23 protein-coding genes and 1 pseudogene are annotated in these 18720 nt (G+C 67.3%); 13 read left to right on the top strand and 11 right to left on the bottom strand.

From position 1 onward, the window contains the following. Positions 1 to 287: pseudogene (locus KBY71_RS11380) on the top strand (iron ABC transporter substrate-binding protein); the annotation flags it as partial. Between the two features lie 57 nt (positions 288 to 344). After that, a complete protein-coding gene (locus KBY71_RS11385) occupies positions 345 to 1853 on the top strand; it encodes an iron ABC transporter permease (RefSeq protein WP_254929023.1) in 1509 nt (502 codons plus the stop codon). 12 nt (positions 1854 to 1865) lie between these two features. Here the strand turns inward: KBY71_RS11385 and KBY71_RS11390 are convergent, their stop codons facing one another. Then, a complete protein-coding gene (locus KBY71_RS11390) occupies positions 1866 to 2462 on the bottom strand; it encodes a helix-turn-helix domain-containing protein (RefSeq protein ID WP_254929024.1) in 597 nt (198 codons plus the stop codon). A gap of 292 nt (positions 2463 to 2754) precedes the next feature. Between KBY71_RS11390 and KBY71_RS11395 the strand changes: the two genes are divergently transcribed. Together KBY71_RS11395 and KBY71_RS11400 are read left to right on the top strand one after the other, a co-directional pair. Next, positions 2755 to 3246: a hypothetical protein gene (locus KBY71_RS11395; protein ID WP_254929025.1), complete on the top strand. Its 492-nt coding sequence runs from the start codon at positions 2755 to 2757 to the stop codon at positions 3244 to 3246. Continuing rightward, entirely contained in the window at positions 3243 to 4298 is a 1056-nt protein-coding gene (locus KBY71_RS11400; protein ID WP_254929026.1) for a hypothetical protein, read from the top strand. Before KBY71_RS11395 ends, KBY71_RS11400 begins: the two co-directional genes overlap by 4 nt. Here KBY71_RS11400 and KBY71_RS11405 read toward each other — a convergent pair. Then, a complete protein-coding gene (locus KBY71_RS11405; protein ID WP_254929027.1) occupies positions 4290 to 4472 on the bottom strand; it encodes a hypothetical protein in 183 nt (60 codons plus the stop codon). The two genes, KBY71_RS11400 and KBY71_RS11405, sit on opposite strands and share 9 nt — an antisense overlap. A gap of 41 nt (positions 4473 to 4513) precedes the next feature. Here KBY71_RS11405 and KBY71_RS11410 point away from each other — a divergent pair, with 41 nt between their 5' ends. Beyond that, a complete protein-coding gene (locus KBY71_RS11410) occupies positions 4514 to 5395 on the top strand; it encodes a hypothetical protein (RefSeq protein ID WP_254929028.1) in 882 nt (293 codons plus the stop codon). 5 nt (positions 5396 to 5400) lie between these two features. After that, complete coding sequence (gene mscL / locus KBY71_RS11415; protein ID WP_254929029.1) at positions 5401 to 5778, top strand: large conductance mechanosensitive channel protein MscL; 378 nt, start codon at positions 5401 to 5403, stop codon at positions 5776 to 5778. Here the strand turns inward: mscL and KBY71_RS11420 are convergent. The 7 genes from KBY71_RS11420 to KBY71_RS11450 all read right to left on the bottom strand — a co-directional run bounded on the left by KBY71_RS11420 (position 5769) and on the right by KBY71_RS11450 (position 11282). Beyond that, positions 5769 to 6746: a formylglycine-generating enzyme family protein gene (locus KBY71_RS11420; RefSeq protein WP_315858550.1), complete on the bottom strand. Its 978-nt coding sequence runs from the start codon at positions 6744 to 6746 to the stop codon at positions 5769 to 5771. The two genes, mscL and KBY71_RS11420, sit on opposite strands and share 10 nt — an antisense overlap. Before the next feature lie 3 nt (positions 6747 to 6749). Beyond that, on the bottom strand, positions 6750 to 8261 hold the full coding sequence (locus KBY71_RS11425) for an arylsulfatase (protein WP_254929030.1): 1512 nt from the start codon (positions 8259 to 8261) through the stop codon (positions 6750 to 6752). Between the two features lie 171 nt (positions 8262 to 8432). Continuing rightward, entirely contained in the window at positions 8433 to 9299 is an 867-nt protein-coding gene (locus tag KBY71_RS11430; RefSeq protein ID WP_254929031.1) for a bile acid:sodium symporter, read from the bottom strand. Positions 9300 to 9361: 62 nt separating this feature from the next. Next, complete coding sequence (locus KBY71_RS11435) at positions 9362 to 9742, bottom strand: YidH family protein (RefSeq protein ID WP_254929032.1); 381 nt, start codon at positions 9740 to 9742, stop codon at positions 9362 to 9364. Then, the gene (locus KBY71_RS11440; RefSeq protein WP_254929033.1) at positions 9739 to 10134 is read right to left on the bottom strand and encodes a DUF1622 domain-containing protein; all 396 of its coding nucleotides are present in this window, start codon (positions 10132 to 10134) and stop codon (positions 9739 to 9741) included. Before KBY71_RS11440 ends, KBY71_RS11435 begins: the two co-directional genes overlap by 4 nt. Then, on the bottom strand, positions 10127 to 10750 hold the full coding sequence (locus KBY71_RS11445) for a hypothetical protein (protein WP_254929034.1): 624 nt from the start codon (positions 10748 to 10750) through the stop codon (positions 10127 to 10129). The genes KBY71_RS11440 and KBY71_RS11445 overlap by 8 nt, the downstream gene beginning before the upstream one ends. Before the next feature lie 91 nt (positions 10751 to 10841). Continuing rightward, entirely contained in the window at positions 10842 to 11282 is a 441-nt protein-coding gene (locus tag KBY71_RS11450; RefSeq protein WP_190390612.1) for a Fur family transcriptional regulator, read from the bottom strand. Positions 11283 to 11332: 50 nt separating this feature from the next. Here KBY71_RS11450 and KBY71_RS11455 point away from each other — a divergent pair, with 50 nt between their 5' ends. The 5 genes from KBY71_RS11455 to KBY71_RS11475 are packed head-to-tail and all read left to right on the top strand — an operon-like array spanning position 11333 to position 15414. Beyond that, positions 11333 to 12253, top strand: coding sequence for an NAD(P)-dependent oxidoreductase (locus KBY71_RS11455; protein WP_254929035.1), 921 nt, complete (start codon positions 11333 to 11335; stop codon positions 12251 to 12253). A gap of 47 nt (positions 12254 to 12300) precedes the next feature. After that, complete coding sequence (locus KBY71_RS11460) at positions 12301 to 12882, top strand: hypothetical protein (protein WP_254929036.1); 582 nt, start codon at positions 12301 to 12303, stop codon at positions 12880 to 12882. Positions 12883 to 12919: 37 nt separating this feature from the next. Then, positions 12920 to 13381, top strand: a complete 462-nt coding sequence (locus tag KBY71_RS11465) for a hypothetical protein (protein WP_254929037.1) — start codon at positions 12920 to 12922, stop codon at positions 13379 to 13381. Between the two features lie 27 nt (positions 13382 to 13408). Continuing rightward, positions 13409 to 14461: a methyltransferase domain-containing protein gene (locus KBY71_RS11470; protein ID WP_254929038.1), complete on the top strand. Its 1053-nt coding sequence runs from the start codon at positions 13409 to 13411 to the stop codon at positions 14459 to 14461. Then, the gene (locus tag KBY71_RS11475) at positions 14461 to 15414 is read left to right on the top strand and encodes a helix-turn-helix domain-containing protein (protein ID WP_254929039.1); all 954 of its coding nucleotides are present in this window, start codon (positions 14461 to 14463) and stop codon (positions 15412 to 15414) included. Before KBY71_RS11470 ends, KBY71_RS11475 begins: the two co-directional genes overlap by 1 nt. On the opposite strand, the gene KBY71_RS11480 is transcribed toward KBY71_RS11475, so the two are convergent. Further along, positions 15363 to 16370, bottom strand: a complete 1008-nt coding sequence (locus KBY71_RS11480) for a ubiquinone biosynthesis protein COQ4 (RefSeq protein ID WP_254929040.1) — start codon at positions 16368 to 16370, stop codon at positions 15363 to 15365. The genes KBY71_RS11475 and KBY71_RS11480 overlap by 52 nt on opposite strands. Positions 16371 to 16582: 212 nt before the next feature. On the opposite strand from KBY71_RS11480, the gene KBY71_RS11485 reads away from it, so the two are divergent. Both KBY71_RS11485 and KBY71_RS11490 read left to right on the top strand, forming a co-directional pair. Next, positions 16583 to 17191 carry a hypothetical protein gene (locus KBY71_RS11485; RefSeq protein ID WP_254929041.1) on the top strand — a complete coding sequence of 203 codons (609 nt, stop codon included), beginning with the start codon at positions 16583 to 16585 and terminating at the stop codon, positions 17189 to 17191. A gap of 8 nt (positions 17192 to 17199) precedes the next feature. Then, on the top strand, positions 17200 to 18060 hold the full coding sequence (locus tag KBY71_RS11490; RefSeq protein ID WP_254929042.1) for an MlaD family protein: 861 nt from the start codon (positions 17200 to 17202) through the stop codon (positions 18058 to 18060). Positions 18061 to 18085: 25 nt separating this feature from the next. Here KBY71_RS11490 and KBY71_RS11495 read toward each other — a convergent pair. Beyond that, the coding region (locus tag KBY71_RS11495) for a mechanosensitive ion channel domain-containing protein (RefSeq protein ID WP_254929043.1) at positions 18086 to 18720 on the bottom strand (635 nt) is incomplete at its 5' end.

Consider the following 18720-nt stretch of genomic DNA (forward strand, 5'->3'; position numbering starts at 1 on the left):
TGCGCGTGGTGTGGCCCACCCCCACCCACGTCAACGTCACCGCCGGCGGAGTGACCCGCAGCGCCCGCAATCCGGAAGCAGCGCGCCGCCTGCTGGAATTCCTGGCCTCTCCCAGCTCCGGCGAGGGCTTTGCCGCCGCCAACAACGAGTACCCCCTCAAGGGCTGGGGCAACAACCCCACCCTCAAGGCCTTCGGCACCTTCAAGGCCACCCCGGTGTCCATCGAGCAGATGGGTCGGCGCAACCGCGAGGCCGTGCAATTGATGAGCGAGGCTGGCTGGGAGTAGCGAGCGCGCAGAGCGTTGACACCCTCCACGCCCGAAGGCGCGTCATCCCATCGTCCGTTGGGCTCCAGCAGCCGCACCGGACTTGTGGTGGCCGTCTTGGTGGCCTGCGGGCTCGCCCTGTTGCCCCTGGTCGCCCTGCTGAAGGACGCCCTGATCGGCAGTGGTGACGCACCCCTCGGGCTCGGATTCGATGGGGCCAAGCAGGTGCAGGGCACCCTGCTGCTGGTGGCCGGTGAAGGGTTGCTCGGCGCGGTTTTGGGCACGGCGATTGGCTGGCTCACGGCGGTCTGCCGCTTCCCAGGCCGCCGCTGGCTCCGCATTGCCCAGCTGGTGCCGATGGCGTTTCCGGCTTACCTGCTGGCCGCCAGCCTGATCGACTGGGCCAGCCATCGAGGCCTGCGCATTCACGGCCTGGGATGGGCGATTGTGCTGCTCACCCTGGCCAATTACAGCTACGTCTTTCTGCTGAGCACCGAAAGCTTCTCCGTGAGTGGCCGGCGACTGCTGGAAGCCAGCCGCAGCCTTGGGGTGGGTCCCTGGAGCAGCTTCTTCCGGGTGGCCCTGCCGATCGCCTTGCCGTCGATCGGAGCCGGCGTTGCCCTCAGCGCCATGGAGGTGGTGAATGAATTGGGCGCCGTCCGTCTACTGGGGGTCCCCAGCCTCTCGGCTGGAATCCTCGACCGCTGGCAGGTGGATGGCGACCCCCAGGGTGCGGCCCTGCTCTCGCTGGTGGCCCTGGCGATCGTGGCCGTGCTGATCGCCACCGAGCGCCTGCTGCGCCAACGCAGCCGCCGCTGGAATCTCGATGGCAGCCGCGGTGGTGGGCACGTCTGGCCCTTAACCGGCTGGCGCGCGACGCTCGCCCAACTCCTGTGTGCCGTCCCACCGCTGGGCGCGGTGGCAATCCCCCTGCTCTGGATCCAGGAGGGCTGGCAGGGGCTTGAGGCCGAATCCATGGCCGAACTGGGCCAACTGGCCAGCCGCAGTCTGGGACTGGCCCTGCTAGCCACCGCCGTCACCGGCCTGGGGGCCCTGCTCCTGGCCATCTCCCGGCGCTGGAGCCCCCAACCGCTGGTGCGACAGCTGAGCTTCCTGGCCGGTCTCGGCTACGCGATTCCCGGCAGCGTGCTGGCGCTGGGACTGATCCTGTTGGGCGCCCCGCTGGGGTTCAGCCCGGTGCTGCTGCTGCTCTGGGGCTACGGCGATCGCTTCATCGCCGTGTCCAAACAGGGGCTCGATGCCGCGCTGGAGCGGATCCCGCCCAGCATCGACGAAACGGCCACCAGCCTGGGTTGCGATTGGCAAGGGGTGCTGCGCCGCATTCACCTGCCCCTGCTCAAAGGCCCGCTGCTGGTGGGCTCCCTGCTGGTGTTTGTGGATGTGGTGAAGGAGCTGCCGATCACCCTGGCGCTGCGCCCCTTCGATTTCGACACCCTGGCGGTGCGGGTGTTCCAGTACGCCAGTGATGAGCGGGTGGGAGCCGCGATGGCCCCGGCCCTGCTGATCATGCTGTTTGGCCTGATCGCCGCCTTCGCCCTGGTGCCCAGCCTCGAGCAGGGCGACTAGGGACAGCAGAGCTCAAGCCGCAGCCAGGGGGGCAGTTTCGATCAGCTCCGGCGCCAGGCGCATGCCGGCTTCGCCCACGGGGGCCTCAATCAGCTGGGCCTGACGGATGCGGGAGATCAACCGGGTGGTGGTGACCCGGGTGGTGCCGATCAATTCGCCGATTCGCTCGTGGGTGAGGCGAAAGGGCAGATCACACCAGCTGCCGCAGCGACGCCCCAACCGGCGCACCAGCAGCCCGAACAGGGCATGGAGCCGCTGCTCGGCGCTGCCGAGGTGGCGGATCCGCAGCAGTTGCAAGGTCCACTCGTTCACCGCATCAAAGCCCTCCCCCTGGCGGGGTTCGGCGTCGCTGCGAAAGCTCAGGGGAGTCAGCGCCTCCACGCAGATGCCCTCACTGCAAAGGCGATCGGTGCGGAGCTGGTCGCCGGCCTGCAGAAACGCCAGGGTCATCCCCTCCGTCTCCTCGCAGGGGCAATACACACGGGCCACCCCATCGAGCACCTCGATGCAGCGGCCCCTGGGCCGCAGGCTGGATTCGAGCAGCACGGTCTGGCCGACCGGCATGCGCACCGCAGCGGCGGGGGCGTCAGGGAGAAAACGAAAACTCATGGCCGCAGCGGCGGGCTTATTGCGAATGACTCGCAACCTAAACAAGATCGCGCCCTTTTGCAAGCGATTCTCAATAACAACTGTCAATTGAAAGCCTGCTGACCCGGGCGGGTGGCCTGGGTGGGTGGCGCTTCGTTTTTTGGAAACTATTTCTTGCCAGGCAACTTCCAAGAGCAAAAGTGGGGCCAGGAATCGCCATTTGTAGCCCTGCGCAACAGCCTGCTGCCAAAGACGTGTGCCGTGGCCACGATGCAGTTGTTTCCCACCAATCGTTGGGGATTACCCATTCATGTTGAACCGCAACACTCTGTGCAGCCGCATCGGTCTGCTGGCCGCTGCCGCCACGGCGTTCGCAGCAGCTCCGGCCCTGGCCCAGTCGGGCACGCTCTACAAGCTCGACACCCAATGCAGCGTCAAGGGCGGGGCACCCCAGGCTTGCGTCATTGAGGCCGTGAACGAGGGCAACGCCACCCTCTACCGCCACATCATGGGCAAGACCGTGGAAACGGTGCGCGTCACCGACGCTCCCGTGCGGATGAGCCTCTGGGTTGACAGCACCAAAACCTGGAAAAATCTCGACTCCGCAGCCGCGCGCTTCTCCACCAACACGATCTGCTTCAACGGTCGTGATCTCTGCGCCATCAATCCCAACTACCTCAACAGCGTGCGGGAGGATCGCCCCGACGCCACGGCAGGTCGCGACCTGGTCAGAGTCCAGTTCGGGGCCGATGGTCGCGTCGACCTCACCTGCTACGACGACGGCTGCAAGGGGGTTGGCCAATGAAACACTCCCTGAATGGTTCCCTGGCGGGATTCGGGCTGGTGTTGGCCGGGGTGATGGCCCTGCCCATGGGCGTAGCCCTGGCCTTTGACGCCCCAAGGCTGGAGAGCAGCACCGCCCAGCTGATCGCCCGCGGCGGCGGCGGACGGGGCGGTGGTGGCGGTGGTGGTTCCCGCGCCGGGGGCGGCGGTGGACGTGCTGGCGGCGGCGGCGGCGGTGCCACCCGAGTGGGAGGTGGCGGCGGTGGCGGTGGCGGCCGCAAAGCGGCCGGTCACACTGGCTTCAGCAACGCGGGCGGCAGCTTCGATCGCGGCTCCACCAAGCCCACTGGGGGCTGGAGCAACAAGGCGAAAGTCGGTGGGGGCAGCGCCGGAGGCGGCGGGCCATCCCTGAATCGCCCGGCAGCAGCGACGCGCCCCGCAGCAGCGACCCGTCCAGCCGCCGCCACCCGTCCGGCATCAGGCTCTCGCCCCAGCGGCTCGATGGGCAGCGGTGACCGCATGGCCAGTCGCGACAAACCCGCAACCCGCGACCTCAACCGGGATGGCAACCGCAGCCTGAACCGGGATGTGAATCGGGACGTCAACCGCAACATCAGCCGCGATGTGAATCGCAACTGGAACCGCAACGTCAACCTCAACAACGTCAACCTCTACCCAGGCTGGGCCCGTCCCGGCTGGGGGGTGGCGCGGCCGTGGAACTACGGCTGGTACGGCGGTTGGTCAACCCCGACCTGGGGTTGGTGGGGAGCACGGGCTGCGGCCTGGGGAGTGGCCACCCTGGCCACCGCAGCGATCATCAATGACGCCGTCGATGACGCCGTGGATGACCACACCTCCTACATCGTGGTGCCCAACACCAACTACCAACTGCTCTACGGAACGGTTCAACCCTCCAGCAGCGATTCGGTGAGTTTTGTGGTGCAGGCCGACGGCAACGACTACCAACTCACGGCCAACTGCAACCAGGGCACCATCAACGGCCAGGAGCCCAGCAACGCCTCAGAGGCGGAACTGCTCAATGCCGCCTGCCAGGTGGCCTACGGCTCAGTCTGAACCAGCCCACTCCCCTGAACAGAGTGCGCCAAGGGCCTGTCGCAACAGTTGCGGCAGGTCCTTTTTCACATCTGGACTATTGGCAAAACGTGCAGGAATTTGCATGACGTGCAGATCCATTCCTGAGCCGATGGGCGAATCAACAACAATCGTCCAATGGGCATCGAGATGCAACGCGAAAACGGGATGATGGGCGCCATCCTCTTGATCAACCCATGCATCCGGCCAGAGCCATTTCCTCCCTGATCGGCATCGTGCTGCTGGGCAGCCTGGATCTGGGGGCGCAGGCTCAGCCGGCCAATCAGGAGAGTGCTGAGCCCCCCTCAACCGAGACCCCAGCCCCCAGCGCGGCATCCCCCTGGGCCGGCACGGTTGAGCTGTATGGCTTTGCGCCGATCCGAAGCACAGGGACCACCACCGTACCGGTGGGAAACACAAGCTTCAGCACGGATACGGATCTGAGTCTCGGGGATGTCCTCTCCAAGTTGAAGTGGGCAACGTCGATTCGGGGCAGCATTGAAAACGAGCGCATCGGACTGCTAACCGATCTGAGCTATGTGAAGCTGGGGCAATACAACTCCACCACAGGTCAGCGTGGAATCTTCACCGGGCAGGCCGAAGTGACGGCAGTGCAAGGCATCTACGACCTAGCCCTGCGCTACCGCTTCGGCGATCGGGAAACGGCCGTGGGCCAACCCGGTCAATTCAGCGTGATCCCCTACGCCGGGATCCGCATCATCGATGCCCAGCTGGATGTCTCAGCCCAGGTGGACGTGGGGAATGTGATCAGCTTCCAACGGGAAGGCAGCTTTGGGCGCACCTGGGTGCAGCCCCTGATCGGCACCCAGGCCACCGTGTTTCTCTCGCCGCGCCTGCGGGCTTTCGCCCGCGCCGACATCGGTGGGTTCAACCTCAGCGGTACCGATGATCTTTCGGGCAATGCCCAGATCGGCCTGGGTTACGCCATCGGTAACAGCACCGACTTGAACATCTCCTGGCGCTATCTCGGGCTGGATTACAACAATGGTGACACGCCAGACAGCGGCTTCAGCAGCTACCAGAATGGTGTTGAAATCGGCCTGAAATTCTTCTTCTGAATCCCATGACACGTCGTTCCTCGTTCCTCTCCGACTTCAAGGCCTTCATCCAACAGGGCAACGTGGTGGATCTGGCCGTAGCCGTGGTGATCGGCGGCGCCTTCGGCAAGGTGGTGGATGCTTTGGTCAGCCTGGTGATGACCTCCCTGCTCGCACCGGCGCTGAAAGCCGCCAACGTGTCGGCGATCAGTGCCTGGCCAGCTGGTGCCGTGATCGTGGCCCTGATCAATTTCCTGGTGATTGCCCTGGTGGTGTTCCTGATCGTGCGCAGCCTCGAGGCGCTCAAACGCGGCGAACGGGCCGTGGCCGCCCCCGATTCCCAGGCCCAACTGGCCGCCGCCGCAACCCGCCTGGCTGAAGCCCTCGACCGCCGTCAGCTCTGAGGGGCTGATCCGGCCGGCCTCACCACGCAGCGAAACCCCATATGGCCCGTAGCGGTATCGATGCCCTGGGCCATGCGCGCCGGGGGGCGGTAGCGGCGGCAATAACTGGGGGCGCAGAGATAGGAGCCCCCCTTCACCACCTTGCGGGGCATGGCGCCATGCTGTGACTGGATGTCGATGCTGGCCTCCCGGCTGGCCGCTTCAGCCGCCGCACAGCAGCTCGAAGAGTCCTGCACCTCGGCAACCGCCTGGCCATGGGGGCCGTACCAGCTCTCGGTCCACTCCCACACGTTGCCGATCATGTCGACCAGCCCGTAGCCGTTGGGCGGGAAAGCCCCAACCGGCGAGGTGCGCTCGTAGCCATCCAGCCGGCTGTTGTGATGAGGGAAGTCGCCCTGGAAGGTGTTGGCCACCGGCACCCCCCCGGGATGCAGCTCATCCCCCCAGGCAAACTCACCCTTCGGATCGCCTCCCCAGGCGGCCCGCTCCCATTCGGCTTCGCTGGGCAGCTGCTTGCCGACCCAGGCGGCATAGGCCTCGGCATCGGCGAGGGCGATATGCACCACCGGGTGCTGGTCCCGTCCCTTGATCGATCTACCGGGGCCCTCCGGGTGACGCCAGTTAGCGCCGGGAATGTACTGCCACCAGCTGTAGTGATTGGCCTGGCCCACCGGCCCCGGTGGCGGCACAAACACGATCGAGGCTGGCACCAGCTGCTCGACGCGGGCACCGGGATAGAGCGCCGGATCGGCCGGCCGCTCCGCCACGGTCTGATAGCCCGTGGCCTTCACAAACTTCTGAAACTGGGTATTGGTGACGGGAGCGCGATCGATCCAGAAGCCCGGAATCTCCACCCGATGGGCAGGTGCCTCCTCCGGGTAGTGGTGATCGGAACCCATTAAAAAAGAGCCCCCCGGAATCCACACCATGCCGGAGGCTGGTGGTCGTCCGGGGGACGGGCTCGCCATGGATCAGGCGGCGCCGCTGGCGGCCTGCTCCAGTTTCTCCATCACCCGCTCCAGCGAGAAGCTGGCCGCCTTCTGGCGCGGCGGGTACTCCACAAAGGTTTTGAGGAACTCACCCACGTAGGCCTGGGCCGGCACGAGCATGAACACGTGGTCGAACATCCAGTCCCAGTAGGTGTTGGAGGTGATGTCGGCCCGCTCGTAGGGGTCGGTGAGCAGGTTGAAGATCTTGGGCACCCTCAGCTCAACGAACGGCTCGGCCCAGATCTGGCAGGTGCCAGGGCAGCGCTGCTCCTTGAACACGAACTTCCAGTTGTCGTAGCGCAGACCCACCAGATCCCCGTCGTCAGAGAAGTAGAAGAACTCCTTGCGAGGGCTCTTGTCGGCCTTGCCCGTCCAGTAGTCGAGCATGTTGTAGCCATCCAGATGGATGCGGAACGTTTTGTTCCCCACCTGATAGCCCGTGAGCAGTTTCTGCTTGATCTCCGGTTCGCCTGCCGCGGCCAGCAAGGTTGGCAGCCAGTCCAGGTGGCTGCAGATGCCGGTGATGTTGCTGCCAGCGGGGATGTGGCCGGGCCAGCGCACCAGGGCCGGCACCCGGAATGCCCCCTCCCAGTTGGTGTTCTTCTCACTGCGGAAGGGCGTCATGCCCGCATCGGGCCAGCTGTTCATGTGCGGGCCGTTGTCTGTGCCGTACATCACGATGGTGTCGTCGGTGACGCCCAGCTCATCGAGCAGGTTGAGCATCTCACCGATGCACTCGTCGTGATAGATCATCACGTCGTGGTATTCCGACTGCCAGCGTCCGCTGCGGCCCACATCCTGGGGCCGCGCGTAGGTGCGGAAGTGCATGTGGGTGGTGTTGAACCACACGAAGAAGGGCTCCCCAGACGCCACCGCATCGCGGATGAAGCGCTTGGCCTCCACCATGAATTCGTCGTCAGCCGTCTCCATGCGCTTGCGGGTGAGCGGGCCGGTGCTCTCAATCCGCTGGGTGCCATCGCCATTGGCCCAGCAATGCAGCACGCCACGGGGGGCGAAGCGCTTGCGGAAGTTGGGGAACTCGGGGTCGTCTTCCCGCGGGTAGTCGCGCAGCTCGGGCTCTTCCTCGGCGTTGAGGTGGTAGAGGTTGCCGAAGAACTCATCGAAGCCGTGCATCGTCGGCAGATGCTCATCCCGGTCGCCGAAGTGGTTCTTGCCGAACTGGCCCGTGCGGTAGCCCTGGGGCTTGAGCAGCTCGGCGATCGTGGGGTCTTCATCCTTGAAGCCCTGCTCAGCTCCAGGCAGGCCCACCTTGGAGAGCCCGGTGCGATACACGCTCTGGCCGGTGATGAAGGCGGCGCGACCCGCGGTGCAACTCTGCTCGGCGTAGTAGTGGATCAACTTGGCCCCTTCCTTGGCCACCCGGTCGATGTTGGGGGTCTGATAGCCCATCAGCCCGTGGCTGTAGCAGCTCAGGTTGCTCTGGCCGATGTCATCCCCCCAGAGAATGAGGATGTTGGGTTTTCCGTTTGGCATGGGAGGAGGTAAAGCGACGAGAGAGGGCAAGTACGCCTGGTCAAAGGATGGAAATGAATGGCCGCGATGACTGGAGATTCATGCACTTCTTCACACCCATCTTGAGGAGCCAAAACACAAGCGCGAAGGGATCAATTCAGCGCAAAACGCAAACTCCCAGGAGTGGATGGTTCAGGTCTGGCTTTGGGTACGTTGTTGCCAGCGCAGAAAGGGCGCCGAGAGCAGCACGGTGATGAGCAGATACACCAGGATTCCCAATTTGACGGCCGGGACGCCGGGGGCGAAGGTGCTCGCCAGCAGCAAGGCCAAGCCCGGGTTGCGCATCGAGGTGACCAGGGCGAAGGTGACCCGCTGGCGGGGATCCCGGTCGGCCAGGCCATAGCCGAGGGCCAGGCTGATCAGCACCAGGGCTGCCATCACGGGCAAGGCCGCGAGATTGGCCCCCACGTAGGTGACCAGCAACGGGGCCGTCTTCCAGAGCACCCCGAGCACCAACAGCAGCAGCAACAGGTTGGCGATCCGGTCGAGGGGCGTCTCCAGCCGGCTGGCCCAGCCGGGAGCCAAGCGCCGCAGCAGCAAACCCAGCAGCAGGGGCAACAACTGGGCCACGGCCACCTGGCTGGCCACATGGCGGGGCTGGATCGCCCAGCCGGCCACCCCGAAGGTGTCGGTGAACAGGATCGCCAGCAGCGGGATCGTGAGGATCGCCACCAGGGCGGCCGCTACCTGGAGCAGGGCCGCCAGGGAGCGATCCCCCCCGGTCTTGCCCGCCTTGCGCATCAGCAAGGGGGCACTGGGACACACGGCCATCAGGGAAATGGCGAAGCGGGCCGGCTGGGAGAGGGCCAGGGTGGGGGGCCAGAGCAGCAGCAGCACGGCCGCCAGCGGAACCAGCACGCAGGTGCCGAGCAGGGCGCGCAGCAGCAGGGCCCGGTCCTGTTGCCAACGGCTGAAGCCCTCCAGGGGTAGACCCACCCCCAGGGCAAACATGATCGTGAAGAGCGTGGCCTGGACCAGCAGAAACGGAGACGGGGCCATCACGACAAGGTGAACGAAAAGTGAATGAAGCGCTCTGACGACAGCAATGCCCGACGCACGCGCTAGGGGCCTGCCCCGAAGGCCACCAGCAGCAGGGCCACCACGCCGATCAGGGTGATCAGCACCGCCGTGGCCGCCGCCAGCTGGGGCTTGTCGCGGTAGACGTAGTCGTTCTGGTGCAGACGGCGCAATTCGCGGCGGTATTGGACCGTGGCCCCCACCATCGCCAGGATCCCGGTGAGCACAAAGCCCGCCGCCACCAGCTGCACGCCGCGCTGAGCCTGCATGTCACCGGAGGCGGCAGCGCGGTCAATGGCGGCAATGATCTTGTCGAGGCCGAAGCCGAAGCTGATCAGGGAGAGGCAGGTGCGGATCCAGGCCATCAGGGTGCGCTCCGCCGCATCCCGGTTGCGCTGTTTGGCCAGTTCGTTGGTGAGGTTCAAGGCCGGGCCTCCAGCGCAGACGCCTGCTGAGCCTGCTCGGACTCCAGATCCCGGGCCAGGAAGACATTCAGCAGGGTGCGGATCACGGCCACCACCGCCAACTGCACCAGGTGGGCGCCAGTGGGGGAGGTGGAGGTGGCGACGATGTCGGCCCCGAGCTGGAACTCGAGGGCCATTGCCAACCAGCTGCCGAAGGTGAGCCGCACCCCGCGGAAGCCCGCCGGGCCGCGCAGTCGCCGGCGCCAGGCGAACCAGGCCTGACGCAGGGTGACCACCAACCCGAGCAGCACCGTGCCCAGGGACAGGGCCTCGAGCAGGGTGCGCAAGGCCGTGGCCAGGAGGGCCAGACCTTGCTCGAAACCGGGGAACAGCGCCGTGTCGGGATTAAGCATGGCTGGCTCCCTGCGGCGTCCGCGCCTGACGGAACAGAAGGTGCACCAGCCAGCCCGGCACGGTGAGCGAGGCCACAACAATCGTCAGGGAGGAGCTCAGGCGACTGGAGAAGGTGCGCGCCACGTCGAGGCCGGAATGCACAAAGGCCACGGTCACCAACACGGCAAAGATGCCCGTGGTGAGCGCGCTGGCCGAACGCAACACGTCGCGGGGATGGTGCCGATCGCTGCGGTGGGCATCGCCGCTGAGCAGCCGGCCGGAGACGGCTCCGGCCACCGCCAACACCGCCACGACAGCCGCGCGGGATGGCCAGTCGCCGCGGGGGTCCAGCTGCTGGAGCTGGCCGGCCATCACGGTGGCCGTTCCGAGCAGCCCCCCGGCCACCGCCCCGAGCAGGGCCCACCAGCGAAGCGGAGGCCAGGGCCGGCCGCTGAGGCTGGCGCCCGCCGCTAGGCCGATGGCGCTGAGAACGGTGGAAGGCACCAGGGGCAGCCGCCAGGTGAGCAGAAAGGCCAGGGCCGCGCCCACCACCGCGCCCAGAATCCGACTGGGATGCAGCCGGGGCGAGGGCAGGCCACTGACGCGAGCGGGTGATTCAGGAATGACGCGAGGCATCGCGTGCGAGGCGATCACACGGGCTCACGCTAAGGAGCGATCCCGGGGCCGACAGCGGAGCTGGCGCTTTTGCAAAGTCCTGCGCGAGCCCCTATTCCGCCGCCGCGCAGCCGGGGCAGAGGGCTCGCACATTGAGCACACATTCCAACAGGCGGAAACCGTGATGGCCCGCGGCCTGCTCCCCGGCCTGGAGCACCGCCGGGGTTTCGAATTCCTCCGTGCGCCCGCAGCGCACGCACACCAGATGGTGGTGGTCGCGGTGGGCATCGCTGGCCAGCTCAAAACGGCGGCCGCCCTCGGGCAGCTCGAGCTCCTGGAGCAGACCCATCGAACTGAGCAGCCGCAGGGTGCGATACACCGTGGCCAGCGACACCCGCTCCTCGCTGCGCAACAGGCGCTGGTGCACCTCTTCCGCACTGAGATGGCTGCCCTCGCCGATGCGCTCGAACAGGGCCAGCACCCGCTGGCGCTGGGGCGTGAGCCGCTGACCGCGATCGTGCAGGCTGGTGCGCAAGCTGGGTTGGGCGGGCACCGCTGCATCCCTGGGCTTCTCAACAATAGGCACAGTTGCGAAGAGGCGCCATGACCAAACCGCGGGCCGTGTTCCTGGACGCCCTCAGCCTGGGCCCGGTGGACCTGTCCCCCCTGGAGCAGCACGCCGAGTTGGTCTGCTGGCCGAGCACTGGCAAGGAGCAGAGGCTCGAGCGCCTGCAAGGAGCCGAAATCGCCATCACCAACAAAATCAAGCTCGATCGGGAGCTGCTTCAGCACCTGCCGCCGTTGCGCCTGATCTGCGCGGCCAGCACCGGCACCGACCAGATCGACAGCGAAGCCTGCCGGGAGCTGGGCATCGCCGTGCGCAACGCGGGCCGCTACAGCACCGCCTCGGTGGTGCAGGTGACCTGGGCCCTGATCCTCGAGCTCGTCTGCGATCTCACCACCCGGCGGCGCCAGGTGCGCGACGGCGCCTGGCAGCGCAGCCCGGTGTTCGCCCTGGTGGAGCCGGAATTCGAGGAGCTGGCCGGCCGCACCCTCACCGTGGTGGGAGCGGGCACCATCGGCCGGGGCGTGGCGGCCGTGGCCGAGGCCTTCGGGATGGCGGTGTTGCTGATCACCAGCCGCAGCAGCGCGGCCGAGCTGGAAGCGGCCCTGCGCCAGGCCGATGTGATCAGCCTGCATGCCCCGCTTACCCCGGCCACCCGGGGCCTGATCAACGCCGAGCGGCTGGGCTGGCTGAAGCCGTCGGCCGTGCTGGTGAATCTGGGCCGGGGCGGCCTGATCGACCTGCCGGCCCTGGTGGAAGCGCTGCAACGGGGGGCCTTGGCCGGGGCCGCCCTCGACGTGCTGGATCAGGAGCCCCCCGGGGCCGAACTGGACGCCCTCAAAACCGTGCCCAACCTGATCCTCACGCCCCACATCGGCTGGGCCTCCCGCCAGGCCCGCCAGCGGTTGGTGGCCGCCCTGGCGGAGGCGCTGGAGAGCGAAATCGGGAGCTGGGGATGACAGGCCGCAGCGGGGCACCAACACTGAAGGGAGTTCACGCCCCTGCCATGCCCCACTCCCATCCACGCCGGCTCGGTTGTGCCCTGGCCGCGGCCCTGGCCATCGGCGCCGCCTCCCCTGCCCTGGCCGCACCCGCCAACCCCACCCGGGCTTCCCTGCAGGGCGTCACCTTCACGGTGAGCAGCCAGGGGGAGGGCTCGGTGCGCCAGCTCACCATCACCACCAGCGGCACCCCCCGGGCGCTGGCCCCGATTCGGCAGGAGATTCTCGGCAGCGTCAGCGGTGTGGAGGTGGCTGACCTCGATGCCAACGGACTGCCCGAGGTGTACGTGTTCATCACCAGTGCCGGCAGCGGCAGCTACGGCGCGGTGGAGGCTTGGGCCCTGAACAAGGGGCGCCGCTCGCTCTCTCCGATTCACCTGCCGGAGCTCAGCGGCCCAGCGGCCCAGGGCTACCAGGGCCACGATGCATTCGCAGTGGTGGAGCTCAACCTGGCGCGGCGGTTCCCGATCTACCGCCCCGGCGACAGCAATGCCAAACCCACCGGGGGCACCCGCCAGATCAGCTACAAGCTGGTGCCCGGGGAGGCGAGCTGGCAGCTCAAGCCCGTGCGGGTCGACACGTACTGAGATGGCCTGTCGTGGGTGGCGGCGTCCGGCAGGTGGGGTGGGCGCCACCCTCCTCGGCATGGCACTCCTGCAGCCCATGGGGGCCAAGGCCCGGGGCGACGCACTGCAGGAGGCCATCGCCGCCTTTGAGCAGCGGGGGTTCGTGATCCGCCGGGAGCATCCGCGCTGCGCCGAGCCCCAGCTCTTCGGGTTGTACGTGCGCGGCCGGCGCGAGGTGGTGGTGTGCCCCAGGGGCAACCAGCTGGAAACCCTGCTGCACGAGGGTTGGCATGCGGTGCAGTCGCTGTGCCTGCGCGGCACCCCCCTGCTGGGCAGCGATGCCCTGCTGCACCAGCTGGGGCGTCGGGATCGCCGCGAGCTGCAGCTGCTCTATCGCCCCGACCAATGGCCGCGCGAGGCGGAGGCGCGCCTGATGGCCCGCGAACCCCTGGATCGGTACCTCCAGACCCTGGATCGCTCCTGCAAAGCCGCCATGCCCCTGGCACCGAAGGCAAACTGAACCGATCTCGCCAGGCCGCGCGCCGCCATGCCCACCCAAGCCGCCGTTCAGGCCTATTACGGCCAGGAGCTCACCGGCACGGCCGACCTCAAAACCAGCGCCTGCTGCGATGCCGACGCGGTGCCGGACTGGCTGCGGCCGCTGCTGGCCCGGATCCACCCCGATGTGCTGGCGCGCTACTACGGCTGCGGCCTGGTGTGCCCGCCCCTGCTGGAGGGCTGCCGCATCCTCGATCTGGGCTGCGGCACGGGCCGCGACGTCTACGCCCTGGCCCAGCTGGTGGGGCCCAGCGGTTCGGTGGTGGGCGTCGACATGACGGCGGAGCAGCTGGCCGTGGCCCGCGGGCACCTGGCCTTCCATGCCGAACAGTTCGGCTACGCCAATGTGTCGTTCCTGGAGGGCACCATCGAAGCCCTCGAGGAGCTGCCCCTGGAGCCGGGCAGCTTCGACGTGATCGTGAGCAATTGCGTGCTCAACCTCTCCACCGACAAGGCGGCGGTGCTGCGGGGGGTGAAACGGCTGCTCAAGCCCGGCGGGGAGCTGTACTTCTCGGATGTGTACGTGGATCGGCGCCTGCCGGAAGCGGTGCGGCGCGATCCGGTGCTCTACGGCGAGTGCCTGGGCGGAGCGCTCTACTGGAACGACTTCCTGCGCCTCGCCAAGGGCGCCGGCTTCCCCGACCCGCGGCTGGTGAGCGACCGCGAGCTCCGGATCACCGAGCCGGCCCTGGCGCCACTGGTGGGCGAGGCCCGCTTCTATGCCGCCACCTACCGCCTGTTCCAGATCGCCGAGCTGGAGGATGCCTGCGAAGACCATGGCCAGGCCGTGATCTACCGCGGCACAATCCCCCACCACCCCCACCGCTTCGACCTCGATGGCCACCACGCCATCGAAACCGGCCGGGTGTTTGCGGTGTGCGGCAACACCTTCCGGATGCTGCAGGCCACCCGGTTTGCACCCCATTTCACGTTCATCGGCGACTTCAGCCGCCACTACGGCCTGTTCCCCGGCTGCGGCAGCAGCCTGCCCTTCACGGGCATGAGCGCCGGTGATGCCGCTGCCAGCGCCAGCTGTTGCTGATGAAAAGCGCGCTGCTGCCACCGCTGTTTTCGGGTCCGGCCCTCACCCCGGTGCTCGACAGCCACGACTTCGACCAGTGGCGGCTGGTGATTGAAGGCACCCTCGGGGACCATCGCGGCACCCTCCGCTCCCCCTCGAGCAGCTTCCGCACCCTTCTGGCCATCGGCCAGGCGGGCCCCCTGCAAGTGCTGCACCTGCAGGGGCAGGGACAGATGGAGCTGCAACGCATCCAGGACGCCGACAAGGCGGTGCTGTGGTTGCCGCTGCAGGGCTGGAGCCAGGAACGGATCAACGGCCACTGGGAAACGGCTGAGCCCGGCGAAGCCCTGCTGATGCGGCCGGGCGATCGGCTGGAAGGCATCACGAGCCTGCGGCTGGAGGGGCTCTCGATCGTGCTGCCCCCCGATCAGCTCCAATCCAACTCACCCGCCTGTATCGGGGCCGGACGTCACAACCGGGCCCTGGTGAAGGCCGCCCTGGGCTTTGCCGAGGCCGTGGCCATGGGCCGCGCCGGAGCGGAGCATGCCGCCCTGGCGCTGCTGGATGCGCTCCAGAGCTGGGAACTCCAAACCGCCCTCCTGCAGGGCCAGCCCCGGGAGCGCATCACCACGGTGCGGCGACGGGCCTATGTGGAGCAGGCCAGCCAATGGATGGGCCTGCACATGCACGAGGCCATCGACATCCGCCGAATCGCCACGGCGATGGGCGTGTCGACGCGAACGCTGCAATACGCCTTCCTGGAGGATCGGGGCCATTCGCCCATGGCGGAACTCAAGCGACTGCGCCTGCGGCACCTGCGCCAGCTGTTGCTCGATCCCGAGCAGCGCCAGCACTCCACCGCCGAGCTGATGGTGCGCGCCGGCTTGCTGGCCTGCGGAGCCACGGCCGCTGATTACCGCCGTTACTTCGGGGAATCGCCGCGCGAAACCCGCCAGCAGTCCCAGAACAGGTGATCCACGGGGCTGGGCTGGAGCGGCCGGCCCACGTTGAACTGCTGCCGCACCTCCGATAACGGCAAGGGTGCCAGGGCGAAATGGTCCACCAGGGAGAAATCGGCGCTGCAGGCACTGCCACGCCTGAGTTCTGAAGCCAGCAGATAGGACGCCGAAGGGCTGTCCAGGCTGGAGTGATCCGGCGCCAAGGTGGGATTGGCGCTCACAAAGCCCGCCTCATGGGTCACCAGGGAAGCCAGCAAGGCGCTCTCATTGATGGGGTTGTCCTGCATCGCCCACTGAAAGGCGCTGAGAGCGATCTCGCCGGCACTGGTCGCCGCAATCCCCGCAATCACGTGGGTCATGTCGTGGGCGAGGTAGAGGTGATTGAGGGCGCAGGCATCCCGCCCCGGCATCGGAAAGCCGAAGCGCTCGTAATAGCCCAGCAACGCCCGCCCCAGGCTGCCCTCCGGGAGCTGGGCGAAGCCCTCAATCCGGGCCACCAGCTCCGGCTCTGGCTGGTGCGCGGACGCCAGCGGCTCCGCCAGGCCCGGCTCACTGCGCAACGGCAGAAAGGCGTTGAAGATCCTGCCCACATCCGCCGCCGCCTGATCCACGCCCTGGCGCAACCAATCGCGGCTCACCTCCAGGGCGGCGCTGCTCACCCCCAGGGCCTCGGCATAGGCCTGGCCCAGCGCCAGCTGGGCATCGGTCTGGGGATGGCGGCAAAACTCGAGGGTCATCTGCAGCAGATGGGCCACCCGCCGCGTGGGCGGATCATCCAGCGCAGCCGCCAGTTCCTCGGGGCCCATGGGCTCCAGCGCTGAAACGCGCAGATCGGGGCGCCCCCAAAGGTGGGTGAGCAGCGCCTGCAGAAGGCGCTGCTGCTCCGGAGTGGGGCCACCGCTGCAGGAGATGGATCCCAGCAAGCCCCGGGCCACCGGTTCCACAAAATGGTGCTTGAGGATCAAACCCATCCCACCAGCTTGGCAACGCCAGAGCGCTCGATCAGTTCAGGCCCGCTCTTCAAGGGAAGGCGAACCCCGCCAAGACGACATGGCGGGGCTCACGGAAGCGGCTTATAAAGCCGGAACCCGACCAAAACGCGGCCCGCATTGCCAGTGACCCGGGTGATTCCCAAGGTTCAACCAGGAGCCAACCCATCGCCTCCCAAGCGGGGGCAGGCCTGATGCTGGCGCTCGCCGAACGGGACGGCCAACGCTGCGGCGGCCCCGTGTTGCTGGCGGGGCTGGTGGTGGGCTTCGGGGTGGTGGAGCTGGCTGGCGGGCCGCTGGGGCAGACCAGTCGCTTCAGCCTGGAGCTGCTGATCCTGCTGGTGCTGCAGCTGATGGGGCCCATGCTGGTGACCGTGCTGGCGATGGCCCTGCTGCTGCCCAGCTGGCTGGAGCGGGTGGAGCGCCTGGGGCTCAAGGCCTGGCGCCAGTCGGTGCCGGCGGCAGCACTCACCGGAAGCCTGCTGCTGCTGTTGTTTCTCATCGCCGCCGTGACCGGTGGGGTGCTCGCCAGCCCCCGGGGAGATCTGATCGGCGAAATCCGTGATCTGCTCAGTGGCGTGCTGCTGATTGACATGCTGCGGGCATGGCTAAGGGCCGGAGTGTTCTTGGCCGCGATTTGCGGGTGGAGCCAATGGCGGGTCGCCCGAGGGTTGCGGCGCGGAACCCCCGCCAGCGTGCTGGTGAGCAAGTTGCTGGTGGAAGGATTGATGGTGCTGCTCGCCCTGAAATTGCTCTGGGTCACAGCCCTGGATCCCCTCCGAATCAGCCCTTCCGCCCAGTGAGGGTGCCTATGAACACCAACACCACTTCAGAGCAACAGGCCAGACCCTGGCTGTTTCTGGGCTCTGGCCTGCTGCTGATCGGCGCCGTACTGCTGGGTCTGGCCCAGGAACAACGCTGGGGCGAGCGCACGTTGGGCGTTCACCTGATCACCCGCAATGCAGCCGGACTGCGGGCGGGGCAGGAGGTGCGCATCTCCGGCCTCCCGGTGGGGAAAGTGAAAGCGCTGGCACTCCAACCGGACGCCAGCGTGACGGTGGAGCTGCAGGTGGCCCAGCGCTACGCCGATCTGATCGGGCCCCGAAGTGTGGCCAGTCAAGGCCAAGAAGGCTTCGTGGGCGATCAATTCGTGGTGATCAGCCCCGACCCCCAAGGCCCATCCAAGCGGGGCAAAGCCGGCAAGCGCAGCCTGCCCTACGAAGAGCCCATCGCGATCAGCAGCGTGATCAATCAGCTGGCGCAGACCCAGCTGCTGCTGCAGGCCACCCTGCGCAACACCGCTGCACTCACCGCCGAAGACATCCCTCGCGTGATGGGAGACATGCGCCGCACGCTGCAGGATGCCGGGCGACTGGCCACCACGTTGGATCGCGAAACGGCCTCCACCGCACCGCAGCTACGCCACACATTCCAGCAGGTGGAACGCACCGGCTCCAGCGCGGCCCAAACCGCCACTGAGGCGCAACGCCTCTTCGCAGGCAGCAGGCCGGCCCTGATCAGCACCCTCGAGGAGCTGCAGCGGGTGAGCACGCTGAGCCGGCGTCTGCTGGAGGGCCTGATCGGACTCACCGGGATCGGAGCCGGCAGCGGCAGCAGCAGCAGCTCCGCCCAGCCACCAGCCATCACGCCGACTGAACAACCCACGCCCTAGACGGCTCGCAACCGGTGGACAACGATCAAAGGTTGGGGCTGGTGGTTCCGTTGGCCAAGACAATGCCTTGCTCTTGCAGCGCCACCACCAGACGCCGCAGCAGGGCACGCTGCACCTCCCACTGTTGCCCCGCGCGGGTGGTGACCACCACGCTCAGCTCAATCGCCTGCGGCGTGACCTGCTTGACGCCACGCACCCAGGGTGGCGCCAGCAACCTGCCCTTCCAGAGGGGATCCTCGCCAAAGCTGCCGCATTGCTCCGTGAGCACCGCCAGCGCCTGCTCCAGCTGGTGATGCTGCGGCGAGAGAGGGATCAACACCTCAGCGCCAGAGCGGATCTTGGTGTGGTTGATCAGCTGCTGCGGCGCGCTGTTGGCGAACTGCACCGCCCGCTGATCGCCGGTGCGCAACTCCGTCACCAACAGACCCAGATCCACGACTTCGCCCACCACGCCGTTCACCTCCACCACATCGCCCACGGCGTAGTGGTCATCGAGCAGCGCCACCAGGCCCGCCACGCCATCGCGCAGCAGCCCCTGGAAAGCGATCGCCAAACCACCCAGCAAAGCGCCGCCGGCCAACCAGGCTCCGAGGGTGAGCTCCCGAATCCCGGGCACATCTGCCAGCACCAACACCACCAGCACGGCGATGCAACCCAAAT

Source organism: Cyanobium sp. T1B-Tous, from assembly GCF_024345475.1.
Taxonomy (GTDB): Bacteria; Cyanobacteriota; Cyanobacteriia; order PCC-6307; family Cyanobiaceae; genus Cyanobium_A.